At 69.4% G+C, this 16,057-nt stretch carries 14 protein-coding genes; 9 read left to right on the top strand and 5 right to left on the bottom strand.

The genetic code is table 11. The features are described 5' to 3' along the window. Window positions 1-37: 37 nt before the first annotated feature. The 3 genes from ACOZ38_RS05800 (at window position 38) to ACOZ38_RS05790 (ending at window position 2,415) form a co-directional block, all read left to right on the top strand. Window positions 38-742 (top strand): polysaccharide deacetylase family protein, encoded by a 705-nt coding sequence (locus ACOZ38_RS05800; protein ID WP_424529107.1) that lies wholly within the window; start codon window positions 38-40, stop codon window positions 740-742. Between the two features lie 571 nt (window positions 743-1,313). Next, window positions 1,314-2,183, top strand: coding sequence for a helix-turn-helix domain-containing protein (locus ACOZ38_RS05795; protein ID WP_424529106.1), 870 nt, complete (start codon window positions 1,314-1,316; stop codon window positions 2,181-2,183). Beyond that, window positions 2,173-2,415 carry a DUF397 domain-containing protein gene (locus ACOZ38_RS05790; RefSeq protein WP_424529105.1) on the top strand — a complete coding sequence of 81 codons (243 nt, stop codon included), beginning with the start codon at window positions 2,173-2,175 and terminating at the stop codon, window positions 2,413-2,415. Before ACOZ38_RS05795 ends, ACOZ38_RS05790 begins: the two co-directional genes overlap by 11 nt. A gap of 96 nt (window positions 2,416-2,511) precedes the next feature. On the opposite strand, the gene ACOZ38_RS05785 is transcribed toward ACOZ38_RS05790, so the two are convergent. Continuing rightward, window positions 2,512-2,802: a hypothetical protein gene (locus ACOZ38_RS05785; protein ID WP_424529104.1), complete on the bottom strand. Its 291-nt coding sequence runs from the start codon at window positions 2,800-2,802 to the stop codon at window positions 2,512-2,514. Between the two features lie 665 nt (window positions 2,803-3,467). Between ACOZ38_RS05785 and ACOZ38_RS05780 the strand changes: the two genes are divergently transcribed. From ACOZ38_RS05780 to ACOZ38_RS05770, 3 genes are all read left to right on the top strand, one after another. Further along, the gene (locus ACOZ38_RS05780) at window positions 3,468-3,698 is read left to right on the top strand and encodes a DUF397 domain-containing protein (protein WP_405144638.1); all 231 of its coding nucleotides are present in this window, start codon (window positions 3,468-3,470) and stop codon (window positions 3,696-3,698) included. Window positions 3,699-3,859: 161 nt separating this feature from the next. Beyond that, a complete protein-coding gene (locus ACOZ38_RS05775; protein WP_405144637.1) occupies window positions 3,860-4,384 on the top strand; it encodes a SigE family RNA polymerase sigma factor in 525 nt (174 codons plus the stop codon). Next, a complete protein-coding gene (locus tag ACOZ38_RS05770) occupies window positions 4,381-5,547 on the top strand; it encodes a hypothetical protein (protein WP_424529103.1) in 1,167 nt (388 codons plus the stop codon). The genes ACOZ38_RS05775 and ACOZ38_RS05770 overlap by 4 nt, the downstream gene beginning before the upstream one ends. 7 nt (window positions 5,548-5,554) lie before the next feature. Here ACOZ38_RS05770 and ACOZ38_RS05765 read toward each other — a convergent pair whose 3' ends face one another. Both ACOZ38_RS05765 and guaA read right to left on the bottom strand, forming a co-directional pair. Then, window positions 5,555-6,766, bottom strand: coding sequence for an acyltransferase family protein (locus ACOZ38_RS05765; protein WP_424529102.1), 1,212 nt, complete (start codon window positions 6,764-6,766; stop codon window positions 5,555-5,557). Window positions 6,767-6,879: 113 nt separating this feature from the next. Continuing rightward, window positions 6,880-8,430: a glutamine-hydrolyzing GMP synthase gene (guaA, locus tag ACOZ38_RS05760; protein WP_424529101.1), complete on the bottom strand. Its 1,551-nt coding sequence runs from the start codon at window positions 8,428-8,430 to the stop codon at window positions 6,880-6,882. 135 nt (window positions 8,431-8,565) lie between these two features. Between guaA and ACOZ38_RS05755 the strand changes: the two genes are divergently transcribed. Then, on the top strand, window positions 8,566-10,698 hold the full coding sequence (locus ACOZ38_RS05755) for a beta-propeller domain-containing protein (protein WP_424529100.1): 2,133 nt from the start codon (window positions 8,566-8,568) through the stop codon (window positions 10,696-10,698). A gap of 129 nt (window positions 10,699-10,827) precedes the next feature. Here ACOZ38_RS05755 and glpD read toward each other — a convergent pair whose 3' ends face one another. Together glpD and ACOZ38_RS05745 are read right to left on the bottom strand one after the other, a co-directional pair. Then, window positions 10,828-12,513, bottom strand: a complete 1,686-nt coding sequence (gene glpD / locus ACOZ38_RS05750) for a glycerol-3-phosphate dehydrogenase (RefSeq protein ID WP_424536958.1) — start codon at window positions 12,511-12,513, stop codon at window positions 10,828-10,830. A gap of 568 nt (window positions 12,514-13,081) precedes the next feature. Then, window positions 13,082-13,852 (bottom strand): DeoR/GlpR family DNA-binding transcription regulator, encoded by a 771-nt coding sequence (locus ACOZ38_RS05745; protein WP_405144627.1) that lies wholly within the window; start codon window positions 13,850-13,852, stop codon window positions 13,082-13,084. A gap of 120 nt (window positions 13,853-13,972) precedes the next feature. Between ACOZ38_RS05745 and ACOZ38_RS05740 the strand changes: the two genes are divergently transcribed. Together ACOZ38_RS05740 and nagA are read left to right on the top strand one after the other, a co-directional pair. Beyond that, a complete protein-coding gene (locus ACOZ38_RS05740) occupies window positions 13,973-14,872 on the top strand; it encodes an SIS domain-containing protein (RefSeq protein WP_405144625.1) in 900 nt (299 codons plus the stop codon). After that, a complete protein-coding gene (nagA, locus tag ACOZ38_RS05735) occupies window positions 14,869-16,002 on the top strand; it encodes an N-acetylglucosamine-6-phosphate deacetylase (protein WP_424529099.1) in 1,134 nt (377 codons plus the stop codon). The genes ACOZ38_RS05740 and nagA overlap by 4 nt, the downstream gene beginning before the upstream one ends. Window positions 16,003-16,057 lie beyond the last annotated feature (55 nt).

Genomic DNA, 16,057 nt, shown 5'->3' with positions numbered 1-16,057 from the left:
AAGGTGGCGCGGCGCTGACGGAAAAGGAGAACGAACGATGCGGCGATGGATCCCGATCGTGCTCGCGGCCACCGTGACCCTGACAGCGGCACCGCCCGCATCCGCCGACGCGTCAGGCGCCGTCAACTGCGCGAAGGTCAAGTGCATCGCCCTCACCTTCGACGACGGCCCGGGGCCCTACACCGGAAAGCTGCTCGACCTGCTGCGCAAGCACCACACGAAAGTCACCTTCTTCCTGGTGGGTGGGCGTGTCGGGAAATACGCGATAATAACGCGCAGGATGGCACGCGACGGCCACGAAATCGGCAACCACACCTACACCCATCCGCACCTCACCTCCCTTTCCGACGACGAGGTACGGGACGAGATCGGCCGCACCCAGAACGCCATCCGCAAGGTCACCGGCAGGGAGCCCGACATCATGCGCCCGCCGTTCGGCGACACCGACGACCGCGTGGGATCCATCGCGGCCGAGCTGGGCCTGTCGCAGATCGTCTGGAACGGCTCCTCGCGCGACTGGGAGCTGCGGAACACCGCCGCCATCACCGAGAAGGTCCTCGGCCTGGCCAAGCGTGACCGGGTGGTCCTGATGCACGACATCTGGCCGGAGACCGTCAAGGCCATGCCCAAGATCCTCACCACCCTGGAGAAGCAGGGCTACCACGTCGTCCCGGTGAAGTCCCTCCTCCGCGGCCGGCAACTCAACGCCGGCGAGCTCTACCCCATCGGCGGCTGGAACTAGGGCCCTCGAATCCCCCGTTCAGTGCGACCGGGCGTGAAATGGTCCCTCACTTCCCGCGCTTCGCGCACCCGGTTCGGGGCTGCGCCCTCCCCGGGGGACGCCCCCGGACCCCCAGCGAAGGGCCTCCGGCCCCTCGCGCTCCCCACCCCGGAGTCCGAGCCAGGAACAGCAGCCGCCATGCCCGGACACGAACCGAAGTGTGTGAACAGTACTCATCCATTGCTCAGCGAAGGCGCTGTCAGCTCCGCCCAAACGATCTTGCCATCCTCTGTCTGGGTGATCCCGAACCTATCCGCGTACTGGGAGGCGAGGTACAACCCCCGCCCACCCTCCACATCCCACCCCGGAGCCTGTGCCGGGATGGTCGGCAGAATCGTCGAGTTGTCCTTGACCTCGATACGCAGGCCGCTCGGTCACCCTGGCGAGGTTTCCATAGTGGCGTCGTGTCGCACACATGTCTGGCAAAGTGCCAAAGTCATACGCGATGGGTGTGCGGACGAGTACTTTCTGTGCGGAGTGTCGGTGCTGCGAGTAGCCTCAACTGCGCGAAGAGCCGAGTGGTGGAGGGAAGATGGCAAGCGCTATGACCGGCAGTCCACTCACAGCTCGACGCAAGCTAGGCGCAGAACTACGAGTACTCCGCGACCACGCCGGACTTACCGCTGAAGAAGTCGGGGCGCACATCGGCTGCCATGGTTCCAAGGTCACTCGCGTCGAGACCGGCAAGCGGACATGCACCGCGAACGACTTTCGGCGTCTGATGGAGCTGTACGGCATCATCGGCCAACGCCGGAGCGAGCTCGAAGAGCTCTTCAAACGTGGGCGGCGAAGGGTGCCACCCTGGTGGCATGCCTACGGTGATGTGATCTCCGCCAACTACGCCGAATTCCTCGCTTACGAACTCGAAGCCTCGCGCTGCCTCGAATACCAAACGGTGTTCCTACCGGGCCATCTTCAGACGGAGGCCTACGCACGGGCGGTGACAAGCGTGGGCTTCGCCGCGCTCGGCCCCGATCAGGTCGACAGCTTGGTCGAGGTTCGCATGGCCCGCCAGCGACGTCTCCACGAAGATGAACCGCTGCACTTCGATGGTGTCGTGACCCAGGCGGCGCTCCAATTCCGTGTCGGCGGCCTGGCGACCCAGCGTGCCCAGCTTGAGTATCTACTCGACATCTCGCAGCTCCCTAACGTCTCCATCCGCGTCATCCCATATGAAAGCGGCGAGAACGGGACTTACACTGGGGCATTCAACATCTTCAAGTTCCCAGTCGAGGATGATTCTGATGTCGCCTTCGCTGAGACGGTGATCGGTAGCGTGTTCATGGACGACACTCGAGACCTACGGCGCCTGAACAGGCTCTTCCACAACCTCTCTGAGGTTGCTCTCAACGCCGACGAGAGTCTCAAGTTGATCGAGCACATCAAGAGGGATGTGGTGTGACATGGGCAATCTGAGCGACGTTTACGCCACTGACCTGAGCGCTGCGGTCTGGGTGAAGAGCAGCTACACGGCCAATAACGGGCAGTGTGTCGAGATCACGAACGTCCCGGGGTCGACCGCGATCGCTGTCCGGGACTCGAAGAACATTCAGATCCCGCCAGCACGAGTGTCCGGCCAGGCGTGGGCCCACTTCGTACGGGCTCTAACCACAGGCGACCTGCTCGCACCCTAGGCGGCGTCCGGGCGGATATACCGATTGCGGGCCTGCTCGGCGGCCGGGTGCGGGCAAGACCTGTCCATCGCCTGGCGGGAACTGACCTGAGGCGGGTCAGGGGGCGTCTTCGCCTGGGGAGGACGGGTCGGGAGTGGGGAGGGGGTGGCAGGTGTGGAGGTGCCAGTGGCTGATGGCCGGGTCGGTGAGGGCTTCTGTGACGGTTTCTTGGATCTCGTCCGGGGTGGTGTCGTCGCCGGTCTCGACGCGGATGGTGATCTCTCCGTTGGCCTGCGTGAGGTCCTTGCTCCATTGATCGGGTAACAAGGCCAATATCCGGATGCCGTCGATCGGTGATTTACCCGATGGGTGCGCCGGGGTGGTGTGCATCGTCAATTCGACAAGCATTGTCTCGCATCCTCGTTCAGTCCCAGGTGGTACCGTTCGTGCCGGCCGGAGCGGAGTCCCAGGTCGTCCTCCTCGTGCCGGCCGGGCTGAGTCGCCGTCGGCCGGGGCCGGGTCCCAGGTGGCACCGGTGGTGCCGGCCGGGGCGGAGTTCCAGGTCGTGGCGGTGGGCGCGGTGCCCCAGGTGGTGACCATGGCCGGGGCGCGGGGTGCCGAGTCCCGGGTGGTGCCGGCGGTGAGGGTGGTCAGGCCGCCGATGGCGATGCTACAAGCGACGGCGGCGGAGAGGCGGCGGCGGACACTTTCGCGACGAAGTTGAAATTGATCCGAGAGGTGGCGGGGTTCGTCATAAATTCCTCTCCGCCCTGCGAGCGGTATATTTGTTCTCGTACGACGGCTCCGCATGGGAATCAGTCCGCAAAGCAGACGAACCGGCGGCAGCGAGATGCACGCCGATGGCCGGTTCCCGCCGGCCCTGCCCCGCAGATGTGCGTCCACATCTCCGGTGTCACATCACCGCAGGTCAGGGCCACATACCGCTGAATGCCCTTCCAGTTGGATTAGACGTCGCCATTACCGGGACGACGGCTGCTAACGTTGTTCCGTAACCTTTTCGACGTCGCGTTCAGCCCCAATGACGATCCAAGCCGATTCGGAAGATGAGGAATATGAGCGGTGTGCACGAAAAGGCCGAGCTGTACGCGCTCGACCTCTCTGATGTGACCTGGCTCAGCGCCCCGGGGAGCAGTTCTGAAGACCGCATAGAGATCGCGTACCTTCCCGGCGGCGCGGTCGCGCTCCGCAACCCGTCGGACCCCAACGGCACGGTGCTCAGATACACCGCCGCCGAGTGGCACGCCTTCGTGCTGGGCGTCCAGGACGGGGAGTTCGACGACTGATCACCGGCCGGCCGGTGATCAAGCGAAGAAGGGCTCCCGAGACCGATCGGGGGCCCTTCACGCATACGTTCGCCTGCCAGAAACGACGCCGAACCCGGTGCCATCTCTGAGGTTCCAACCCGGCCTGCCCTCCTCGCGTTGATACAAGCGAAAGGAGACGCATGGATCGATATGAGGGTTTCAAGGAGTTCGTTGGCAGCCGCCAGCAGTCGCTGATGCGCAGCGCCTACCTGCTCACCGGGGACGCCGGTCAGGCCGAGGATCTCCTGCAGACCGTGCTCATGCGGACCGCCCGGCACTGGCCCCGGCTCATGAGGGACGGCAATCCGGAGGCGTACGTCCGCAGAGCCCTGATCAATCAGCACATCTCCTGGTACAGGCGAATGCGCGGCAACGTGGAGGTGCCCAGAGCACGGCCTCCCGAACACGGCCGCGACCTCGGCGACCAAAGCCTGCATCGCCTCGCGCTGCGGCAGGCCCTCCTGCGGCTGACGCCCCGCCAGCGCGCCGTCCTGGTGCTGCGCTTCTACGAGGACCGCTCCATCGACGAGACCGCCGCCCTGCTCGGCTGCTCCGCGGGCACGGTCAAGAGCCAGACCAGCCACGCCCTGGGCCGACTGCGCGTCCTCGCCCCCGAACTGGCCCATCTGCTCCACGACGTCGATCCCCAGGAGGTCGCCCGATGACCGGACTCCGCGACGAACTCGAACTCCTCGCCGCCGAGGCTCCCACGGTCGAGCTGGCGGAACGCGCGCTGCGCGGCGCGCGACGCCGACGGGCGGGCGCCTTCGGCTCGGCGCTGGCGGCGCTGGTCACCGTGGCGCTGAGCGCGACCGTACTGACCGGGGGTTCCGACCGGAACACGATCAGCACCGAGGTCACCGACGTGCTGCCCTCCTCGGGGGTGGACCCGCTGAGCTACGCCTACTACGACTGGTGCGGGCAAAAGTGGCAGGCCGGGAAGAACACCGGTGGCTTCGCGGGCAAGGAGTGCGCCCAGTGGCGGGTGGTGACGCGAACCGGCCAGAGCTTCAGGATGCCGGAGGCGCTGAGCGTCTACACCGAGCAGAGCGGCGAGAACTATATGAACACCGCCGCTCCGGTGGCGATCACACCGGACGGCCGCAGGATCGCCTACTACAGCGAGAAGGACCAGAAGTTCGCGGTACGAGACCTGGCGAGCGGCCGGATCTGGCTGACCCCGCAGACCGTGAGCAGGGCGACGATGGTGTCCGGAGGCGGGCTCCTGCGGCTGTCCCCCGACGGCCGCTTCCTCGGCCTGAACGGGGTGGGCTGGCCGAACGTGGTCGTCGACGTGGAGAGCGGACAGGCCACCAGGATCCCCGAAGGCTGGCGGGTCCAGAGGGTGCCCAGCGGTGGCACCCCGGTCGTCGTGGCCGACCAGCGTCTCCGGTTCGGCCTGCTGGCCGAGGGGAAGGTGCGTCCCTTCAACGCGGACGCCTCCGTAACGCTGAGCGAACTGGCACCCGACGGGCGGACGCTGGCCTACGTGAGCGGCGGTAAGTCGATCATCAACGGTGACAGCGAGTCCCGGCCGAACGACACGGTCGTCACCGTCGACGCGACGACGGGGAAGGTCCTGGCTGAGGTCAAGTTCCGGGATGCCCCCAAGGACTTCAGGCCACAGCGGGTGGGCGCATGGCACAGTGCCACGGAGGTGACGGTCACCTCGCCGATACTCGACCCATCGCGGCGAGGCCAGGAGGACGACACGCCGACCCTGGGCGAGACGACGTACGCGATCGACGTCACCACGGGCCAGGTCAGGAAGCTGGCCGCCTACTCCTACCGCGCCTGGGCCGGTGAACTCGTGATCCCCGGCATCTGAGACCGTTTCACGACGAGCGGGCAGCCGGCGGGAAATGGGCAAGGCGGCGGCCCAGGTGTTGCATCGGGCGTTCGACGAAGCGGTAGCTGAGCCACCCGCAGCACAGCACCACGGCGACGAACGCCACGGCGAGCAGGGCCTGCGTGGCCATCGGCCGTTCCCGGGGGTCACCGAACAGGGTGACGAAGAGCTTCAGCAGCGGATGGTGCAGCAGGTAGACCGAGTAGCTGATCACGCCCAGCCAGACCAGCACGCGCGGCACCCTCCGGCGCCGCAGGGCCATGCCGATCGCGAAGGTGCCTCCGGCCATCACCAGCGTGGTGATCCACACGTGCGGATACCCCCACCAGCCGTACCGGAAGGCGAAGAAGGGGATGACTCCCAGCAGGACGGTCACCACCGCGACCGTGCGGAGGCCGGAGACGTGTCCACGCTCCCAGCGGTAGATCACGGTGCCGGTGAACATCACCGCGAGGATCGCGGGCCCCAGCCAGGGCGTACGGCTGCCGAGGAGCAGGAGCGTCACGGCCAGGCCACCGACGAGCAGCGCGCCGGCCGTGCGCACCCTGCCGGAGCCGGCGACCACGCAGGCCAGCCCGGCGACGAGCACGCCGAGCGAGACGAAGGCGGCCGGGCCGCGCGCCAGCAAGGGAGCGGCAAGCACCAGACCGACGACCAGCGCGGCGACAGCGAACACCACGGCCCAGACGCCGCTGCGCCGGTAGAGGCCCCCAACGAACAGCGCCGTGATCAGGAGGTAGAACACCATCTCGTACGAGAGCGTCCACATGGCGTCGGCGACACCGGCCGACCCCACGACGTCGACGAGCATGGTGGCGTGCGCGGCGGCGGTGGGCAGATCGGGCACGACCGCCGGGCGGAGCGGCACCAGCGGGACCATCACCAGCACGAGCCCGATGACCAGGAAGTAGAGCGGATAGAGCCGGAAGAACCTGCCGACCCAGAACGCCCGCACATCACCCCGCCGCTCCAGCGACGCGGGAATGATGTAACCGCTGACCAGGAAGAACACCAGCACGCCGTACATACCGAGGTTGAACCAATGTGGCCGCAACCCCGGCAGGAACCGGTAGAACATGTGCTCCAGCAACACGGCCGTCGACGCCACACCACGAACCGCGTCCAGCCAGGCCAGCCTCTGCCCAGGAGATTCAGTGGAAGTGGACGCCGCCCCCGTACGCGGCTGATCCGTAAGCATTTGACAAAACTTACCGGCCCAAGGCCCGGCAAACCGTCAACTCAGTCGTTTACGCCATTTGCCCCTTTTGTGGGGCCGGGTAGATCTGCACGCTTATTAACCGGCCGGGCCGGTCACTCCCACTCGATGGTGCCCGGGGGCTTGCTGGTGACGTCGAGGACGACGCGGTTGATCTCGCGGACCTCGTTGGTGATGCGGGTGGAGATGCGGGCCAGCACGTCGTAAGGCACGCGGGACCAGTCGGCCGTCATGGCGTCCTCGCTGGTCACCGGCCTGAGCACGACCGGGTGGCCGTACGTGCGGCCGTCGCCCTGGACGCCGACGGAGCGCACGTCGGCGAGCAGCACGACCGGGCACTGCCAGATGTCGCGGTCGAGACCGGCGCGGGACAGCTCCTCGCGGGCGATGGCGTCGGCCTCACGCAGGATGACCAGCCGGTCGTGGGTGACCTCGCCCACGATGCGGATGCCGAGCCCGGGACCGGGGAACGGCTGGCGCCACACCATCGCGGAAGGCAGGCCGAGCTCCTCGCCCGCCCGGCGGACCTCGTCCTTGAACAGGGTGCGCAGGGGCTCGACCAGGGAGAACTTCAGGTCGTCCGGCAGGCCGCCGACGTTGTGGTGGGACTTGATGTTGGCCGTGCCCGTGCCGCCGCCCGACTCGACCACGTCGGGGTACAGCGTGCCCTGGACGAGGAAGTCGACGGGGCCGTCGGCCAGGATGGCGCGCTGCTCGTCCTCGAAGACCCGGATGAACTCGCGGCCGATGATCTTGCGCTTCTCCTCGGGGTCGGACACCCCGGACAGCGCCTTCAGGAACCGCTCGGCGGCGTCCACGACCCGCAGCTTCACGCCCGTGGCCGCCACGAAGTCACGCTCAACCTGCTCGGCCTCGCCCTTGCGAAGCAGCCCGTGGTCGACGAAGACGCAGGTCAGCCGGTCGCCGATGGCCCGCTGGACGATCGCGGCGGCCACCGCGGAGTCGACGCCTCCGGACAGCCCGCAGATCGCCCGCCCCTCGGGCCCGACCTGCTCGCGCACGGCCTCGATGGCGTCCTCGACGATGTTGAGCATGGTCCAGGACGGGCGGCAGCCCGCCGCGTCGAGGAAGTGCTTCATCACGGCCTGGCCGTGCTCGGAATGCAGGACCTCGGGGTGGAACTGCACGCCGTACAGGCCCCTGTTGGGGCACTCCATGGCCGCGACCGGGGTGTCCTTGGTCCACGCGGTGACCTCGAAGCCCTGCGGGGCCGAGGCGACGCTGTCGCCGTGCGACATCCAGACCGACTGGGCCGAGGGAAGCCCGGCGAACAGCACGCCCTCGCTGCCCACGGTCAGCGGCGTGCCGCCGTACTCGGCGATGCCCGTCTGGGCGACCTGGCCGCCGAGGACCCGGGCCATCTCCTGGAAGCCGTAGCAGATGCCGAAGGTCGGCACCCCGGTCTCGAACAGCCCTTCGGGAGCCGCCGGGGCACCCTCGGCGTACACGGAGGAGGGGCCGCCGGACAGGATGATCGCCTTCGGGTTCTTGGCCAGCATCTCGCTCACCGGCATGGTCGAGGGGACGATCTCGGAGTACACATGGCACTCACGGACCCGGCGCGCGATCAGCTGCGCATACTGCGCGCCGAAGTCGACGACAAGCACCGTGTCGAACTCAGACACCGAAAAGACCCCCCAAAAGACGCCGCGGTCCCCACAGTCTATCGGCGGCCACCGCTGCCGGGACGCCGCCCAAGATCCTCCGGTACGTCCGCTCACGATCCTGAACCGCGCCGTCGCGAAATGCGTCGTAGGGGCATGAGGACTTCACTTGGTACGGCTGCGGCCGTCGCGCTCGCCGTAGGGCTTGTGGCGGCGGCCTGCACGAACGGCGGGAGCCCTGCGGCGACCAGCGCCGGGGAACCCGTGGCATTGGGCAATATAAAGCTCGTTTCGTACACCGGCTGCGACGACATGCTGGCGGGTTTGCGCAAGGCCACGGCGGAGAACGTCGGCCCCTACGGCCTCGGCGGGAACATGATCTTCTTCGCCACCGGCGGGGCGGCCGACGCCATGGCCAAGTCCGACGCGCGGTCGTCCGGGCCCTCCTACTCGACCACGAACGTCAACGAGGCAGGCGTCGACGAACCCGACCTGGTGAAGACCGACGGCAAGCGGATCATCAGCTTCAGCAGGGGCCTGCTGCGCGTGGTCGACGTGGCGTCGAAGAAGGTCACCGGCACGCTGCGGCTCATACCGGCCGATCAGGGCTGGTCACCGGGCGACCTGCTGATCCACGGCGACCGCGCGCTCGTGCTCCTCTCCGGCGGTGGCGGCGCCATCCCGATGGGGGCCATGGCCAAGCGGCCCGCGTTCGCCGGACCGAAGTACGTCCTGGTGGACCTCAAGGACCTGAAGGTCCTCGGGTCGATCACCCCGGCCGGCAGCCACGTGGACGCCCGCATGACCGGCTCGGCCGTACGGATCGTGGTCAGGTCGCAGCCCGAGATCACCTTCCCCGAGGGCCGTCCGGACGAGCCGGAGGCGAGCCTGATCAAGCGCAACCAGGACGCCGTGCGCGCCGCGCCGATCGACGCCTGGCTCCCGGCATACGAGATCGCGGGACCCGACGGCACGGCCCGCAAGGAGAAGGTGAAGTGCGAGCAGGTCAGCCACCCGAAGGACTACACCGGAACCTCGATGCTGACCGTGCACACGATCGACCTGGAAGCCGGGCTCGGCACCGACGACCCGATCAGCGTGGCCGCCGACGGTGACACCGTCTACGCCACCCCGACCAGCCTGTACGTCACCAGCAACCCCCGCTGGTGGATGCGGCGCGTGGTGGACGACATCTCCCGGCCGGAGACGACCAGCACGGAACCCTCCCCCGGGAACGCGGAGGCGTCTCCCTCTGGCACGGTCATCGCCCCCAAGGACCCGCCGAGCTCGCCCCCGGCCGAGAAGGTCGAGCCGAGCGACGACCCGTCGATGCCCACGCTGCTCCCCGAACCCACGGCGACGCCCTCGGGATCCACGGTGTCGCCGAGCGCCGAGAGCACTCCCGAGTTCGAGGCGCCGCCGGAGCGGACCGAGGTGCACAGGTTCGACATCACCGCGGCGGGAGCCCCCAGGTACGTCGCCTCCGGGGTGGTCCCCGGACGCCTGCTCAACCAGTACTCCCTGTCGGACTACGAGGGGAACCTCCGGGTGGCCACCACGTCGTTCGGCGGCGAGGGGGTGGCGTCGGCCAGGAGTTCGAGCGCGGTCTACGTGCTCAACGCGGACACGCTGGCCAAGACCGGCGAGGTCACCGGCCTGGGCAACGGCGAGCGCATCTACTCGGTGCGCTTCATCGGCCCCGTCGGGTACGTCGTGACGTTCAAGCAGGTGGACCCGCTCTACACGATCGACCTGCGGGACCCGGCGCACCCCAAGGTCACCGGCGAGCTGAAGATCACCGGGTACTCCGCCTACCTCCACCCGGCCGGCGACGGGCGGTTGATCGGCATCGGCCAGGAGGCGAGCGACAAGGGCAGGACCCTGGGAACGCAGGTCTCGCTGTTCGACGTCAGCGACCCCGCCAAGCCGGCCCGGCTGTCGCAGTACCACCAGAAGGACTCCGGTTCGGAGGCCGAGTGGGACCCGCACGCGTTCCTGTACTGGCCCGAGTCCGGGCTCGCGATGCTGCCCCTCAGCACCTGGGGCGTTGAGGCACAGGAGGGCCAGACCGCCGCGCTCGTAATGAAGGTCGGGGACGACGCGATCACCAAGACCGGGCTGGTCACCCACCCGAAGCCGAAGAACTCCAACGACCCGATGCCGCCCGACGCGATGATCAGGCGCTGCCTCGTCATCGGCGGCACCCTGTGGACGCTCTCCGACATGGGGCTCAAGGCCAGCGACGCGACGACCCTGGCCGACCAGGGCTGGATCCCCTTCACCACCTGACGTCCGTCCGGCCGAGCCGGATCGACACGCTTCCGGGCCGTACCGCGCAGTACGGCCCGGAGTGCCAGGCCGCACGTCCCGGTCCCGGATCTGACGGGACGGAGACGTGCGGCCGAGGCAGACCCCGGCTCAGACGCGCTTGGCCTCCGGCTCCCCCGAGGGGACGATCTCGGGCGCGCCGAGGCGGATGGCGTCGGCCTCCTGGTCGGTGTCCTGCTCCTGGGAGGCCCGCTCGGCCTCCACGCGCTTGGTGTAGTACTCGACCTCGCGCTTGACCTGCTCGGCGTCCCACCCGAGCGGCCCTGCCATCAGCTCGGCCGCCTCCTCCGCCACGGCGGTGCCCCGGTGGAAGGTCTCGATCGAGATGCGCGTGCGGCGCGTGAGCGCGTCGTTGAGGTGGCGGGCGCCCTCGTGGGTGGCCGCGTACACGATCTCCGCCCTGAGGTAGTCGTCGGCGCCGCTCAGCGGGCGGGCCAGCGACGGGTCGCGCTCGATCAGCGCCAGCACCTCGTCGATCAGCGAGCCGTACCTCTGCAGCAGGTGCTCGATGCGCGCGACGTGCAGGCCCGAGGAGCGCGCCAGGCGGTGCCGCGAGTTCCACAGCGCCTGGTAGCCCTCGGCGCCCACGAGCGGGATCTTGTCGGTGCAGGACGCCGGCACGCGCTGGTCGAGCCCGTGCGCGACCGCGTCCACCGCGTCCTTGGCCATCAAGCGGTACGTCGTGTACTTCCCGCCCGCGATCATGACGAGGCCGGGGACCGGATGGGTGACGACGTGCTCCCGCGAGAGCTTGGAGGTCTCCTCGGACTCCCCTGCCAGCAGCGGGCGCAGCCCGGCGTACACGCCCTCGACGTCGTCACGGGTCAGCGGCACCGAGAGCACGGCGTTGATGTGGTCGAGCACGTAGTCGATGTCCTGGCGGGAGGCGGCCGGGTGGGCCTTGTCCAGTTCCCACTGGGTGTCGGTGGTGCCGATGATCCAGTGCCGTCCCCACGGAATCACGAAAAGCACCGATTTTTCGGTGCGAAGAATGATTCCGGTGAGTGAGTGGATCCGGTCACGCGGGACGACGAGGTGGACGCCCTTGGACGCGCGCACGTGGATCTGGCCGCGACCCCCGACCATCTCCTGGATCTCGTCGGTCCACACCCCGGTCGCGTTGACCACCTGACGCGCGCGGACGTCGAACTCGGTGCCGGTCTCCAGGTCGCGCACCCGTACCCCGGTCACGCGCTCGCCCTCGCGCAGGAAACTGACGACCTTGGTGCGCGACGCGATCTGGGCCCCGTACGCGGCGGCGGTGCGCAGCATCGTGGTGACGTGCCGGGCGTCGTCCACCTGGGCGTCCCAGTACTGCACCGCGCCGGTGAGCGAGGACTTGCGCAGCGCCGGGGCGAGCCGGAGGGCCCTGCGGCGCGACAGGTGACGGTGGCCGGGCACCCCTCGGGAAAGGCCGGTGGAGAAGCCGAGCGAGTCGTACAGCGTCAGTCCCGCGCCCACGTACGGCCGCTCCCAGACGTGGTGGGTGAGCGGGAACAGGAAGGGCACCGGGCGCACGAGGTGCGGGGCGATGCGCTGGAGCAGCAGCGCCCGCTCCTGCAACGCCTCGCGCACGAGGTCGAAGTTGAGCTGCTCCAGGTAGCGCAGGCCGCCGTGGATCAGCTTGGAGGACCGGGAGGAGGTGCCGGAGGCGAAGTCGCGCGCCTCGACGAGACCGACCGACAGCCCGCGCGTCACGGCGTCCAGCGCGACGCCGGAGCCGACCACGCCGCCGCCGACCACGATCACGTCGAGCTCCTGCTGGGGGTCGGCCATCCGGGCCAGCGCGGCCGACCGCTCGGCCGGCCCTATGCGGGCCGAGTAGACGCCCCCGCCCCGGGACTGCACATCAGCGCCGTCCCACCGAACACGTCCGTCACCGCGCTGAGCGTCCACGCCCCCGCCATCCCGCCCGGCCGCACCGTCGCCTCGCCCGGCGTCCGGGCTCGCGCCATCGGGCCGGATCTCGCCATGCTCGGCATCCGTACTCACACCATCTCGCGGGGCCTCGGCGTCGCCGTGCCCGGCACCGGGTGTCCGGGCGTTCTCCGGGGCGACGTCGTCCTTCTCACCGGGCCGGGAGTCCCGGCCGGTCTTGCCCGGCCCGACCCCGCTGGTTGTGTGCGCTGTCATTGCGATCCCCCTGGGGTGCGGCTTGTCGCGTTGTGTCCTATTTCTACCCGCGAGTAGATACCTGCATGCCGTGAGCGGACCCCGCCGGGGATGAGCCTCCTCACAGTCGGCGACTCATGGGTCGACTGCTCCCACATCGCCCCCTTCACGTCACCCCCGTCACACGGCCGCGGGAGGTAGATCTTCTCCGGCACCCCGAACCGTAGATCCTTCAGACCCGCACCACCTCGACGCCGGCCTCGGTGAACGCCTCGGCGGCGGCGTCGGGGAGCCCGGCGTCGGTGATCAGTGTGTCGATCCGGTCGATGGGACAGATCTTCGCGAAGGCCCGGCGGCCCACCTTGGAGGCGTCGGCGACGGCGACCACGCGGGCGGCCCGTCCGATCAGCAGGTTGTTCACGCTGGCCTCGCCCTCGTGGTGCGCGGACGCGCCCGCCTCCGCGTCGATGCCGTCGACCCCGAGGAAGGCGATGTCCAGGGTCACCTGCTCCAGCACCCCGGACGACAGCGGGCCGATCAGCTCGTACGACTGCGGCCTCGCGACCCCGCCGGTCACCACGATCTTGACGTTCTGCCGCACGGTCAGCTCCGCGGCGATGTTGAGGGCGTTGGTCACGACGGTGAGCCTGGCGCCCGGCTCCGCCCGCAGGGCCAGCGTCCTCGCGACCTCGGAGGTCGTCGTACCGCCGTTCATGCCGACGACGGCGCCCGGCGGGACGAGCTCGGCCGCGGCCTCCGCGATGCGCTGCTTCTCTCCGGCGTGCCTGGCCGTCTTGTAGCGGAGCGGGAGGTCGTAGCTGACGCTCTGGGCGACGGCGCCACCCCGCGTGCGCATGAGCATCTGCTGCTGGGACAGCTCGTCGAAGTCGCGCCGGATCGTCGCCGTCGAGACCTGCAGGGTCTCCGCGGCCTCCTCGACCGTGAGGCGCCCGTGCTGGGCCAGCAGCTCCAGCACGGCGTTCCAGCGTTCATACCGGCTCATGGTCCCAAAGCGTGGCACACGACCCGAGTTCGCACACCAGGATGGCTGCCACCCGATGCACAATCGTGCTTATTAGTGCTATAAAAAGTGCAGAACAAATCAAATCGGAGGAACCGGCCCGTGACGACGCACACCGAGACCGAGATCGCCTCTCAGCCGGACTGCTGGAGCCGTGCGGTGGAGCTGGCCGGAACCGCGGCGCTCCCCCGGCCCGGCGAGCGCGTCGCCGTCATCGGCTGCGGCACCTCGTGGTTCATGGCCCAGGCCTATGCCGTCCTCCGCGAGGCGGCCGGGCACGGCGAGACCGACGCGTTCGCCGCGTCGGAGGCCCCGCTCGGCCGGACGGACGGCGGCTCGCCCGGCCGCCCGTACGACAGGGTGCTCGCGCTGACCCGCTCCGGCACCACGACCGAGGTGCTCGACCTCCTGCGCCGGCTCGACGGCACGAGGACCACGGCGATCACCGCCGATCCGGACACTCCCGTCATGACACTCGCGGACGAGGTCGTCGTGCTCGACTTCGCCGACGAGAAGTCCGTCGTCCAGACGCGCTTCGCCACCACGCAGCTCGCGCTGCTCCGCGCCCACCTCGGCGAGGACCTCGGCCGGGCCATCGCCGACGTCGAGCGCGCCGTCGCCGAGCCCGTTCCCGCCGAGCTCGTCGGCGCCGAGCAGTTCTCCTTCCTCGGCCGGGGCTGGACCTGCGGGCTCGCGCAGGAGGCGGCGCTGAAGATGCGGGAGGCCTCGCGCTCGTGGACCGAGGCGTACCCGGCCATGGAGTACCGCCACGGCCCGATCAGCATCGCGGGGCCCGGTCGCGTCACCTGGATGCTCGGCACCGCCCCCGAGGGCCTGGCCGGCGACGTGCGGAACGCGGGCGGCACCTTCGTCACCCGCGACGCCGACCCGATGGCCGAGCTGGTGCGGGTGCAGCGGGTCGCGGTGGCACGCGCGCACGCCCAGGGACTGGACCCCGACCAGCCGCTTCACCTCACCCGATCTGTGATCCTGTCCTCATGAGCATCACACTCGCCGACGCCCGCGTCGTGACCCCCGACGGTGTGCACGAGGGCTGGATCACCATCGAGGACGGCCGCGTCACCCACATCGGCCAGGGCCAGGCGCCCCGTGACGGGCACAGCCTGGCCGGGCGGTACGTCGTCCCCGGCTTCGTCGACATCCACACCCACGGCGGGGCCGGGGGTTCCTTCCCCTCCGGCGACCAGGAGGAGGCGCGGCGGGTCGCGGCCTTCCACGCCGCGCACGGCACCACGACGATCATGGCGAGCCTGGTCACCGCGTCGCTCGCGGACCTCGCTCGCGCCACCTCCGCCCTCGCCGAGCTGTGCGACGACGGGCTGCTGGCGGGCGTCCACTTCGAGGGGCCGTACATCGCCCGGTCGCGCTGCGGCGCGCACGACCCCACGCTGCTCCGCCACCCCTCGGCCGGCGAGCTGGCCGGCCTGCTGAAGGCCGGCCGGGGGCACGTGCGGATGCTCACCATCGCCCCCGAGCTGCCGGGCGGCCTCGACACGATCCGCGCCGCCGTCTCCGAGGGCGTCATCGCGGCCCTCGGCCACAGCGACGCCACGTACGAGCAGGCCATCGCGGGCATCGAGGCGGGCTGCACGGTCGCCACCCACCTGTACAACGCCCTGCCGCCGCTGCACCACCGCGAGCCCGGGCCGATGGCCGCACTGCTGGAGGACGAGCGCGTGACCATCGAGCTGATCAACGACGGGGTGCACGTGCACCCGGCGATGATGAGGCTGGCGGGCACGGTCGCCGGCGCGGGCCGTACGGCGCTGATCACCGACGCGATGGCCGCCGCGGGCATGGGCGACGGCACCTACCGGCTCGGCTCCATGGAGGTGGAGGTGTCGGACGGCGCCGCCAGGCTCGTGGAGGGCGGTGCCATCGCGGGCAGCACGCTGACCATGGACGTCGCCTTCCGGCGCGCGGTCCAGGAGGTCGGCCTGTCCGTGGCCGGGGCCGCCGAGATGGCGTCGCTCACTCCGGCCCGCGTCCTCGGCGTGGACGGCCGCGTGGGCTCGATCTCCGTTGGCAAGGACGCCGATCTCGTGGTGCTCAACGACGACCTCACCCTCCACGACGTCATGCGCCAAGGCACCTGGATCAGCTCCCCATGACCCCGCCCACGCACCCATGACCCCCGCGCCTCCCTCCGTGACCGCTCCGGCGCAG

The sequence above is a fragment of the Sphaerisporangium viridialbum genome, assembly GCF_049674955.1.
Taxonomy (GTDB): domain Bacteria; phylum Actinomycetota; class Actinomycetes; order Streptosporangiales; family Streptosporangiaceae; genus Sphaerisporangium; species Sphaerisporangium viridialbum.
Note: the sequence above shows the minus strand (reverse complement) of the source record. Positions and strands in the feature narration are given on the sequence as shown.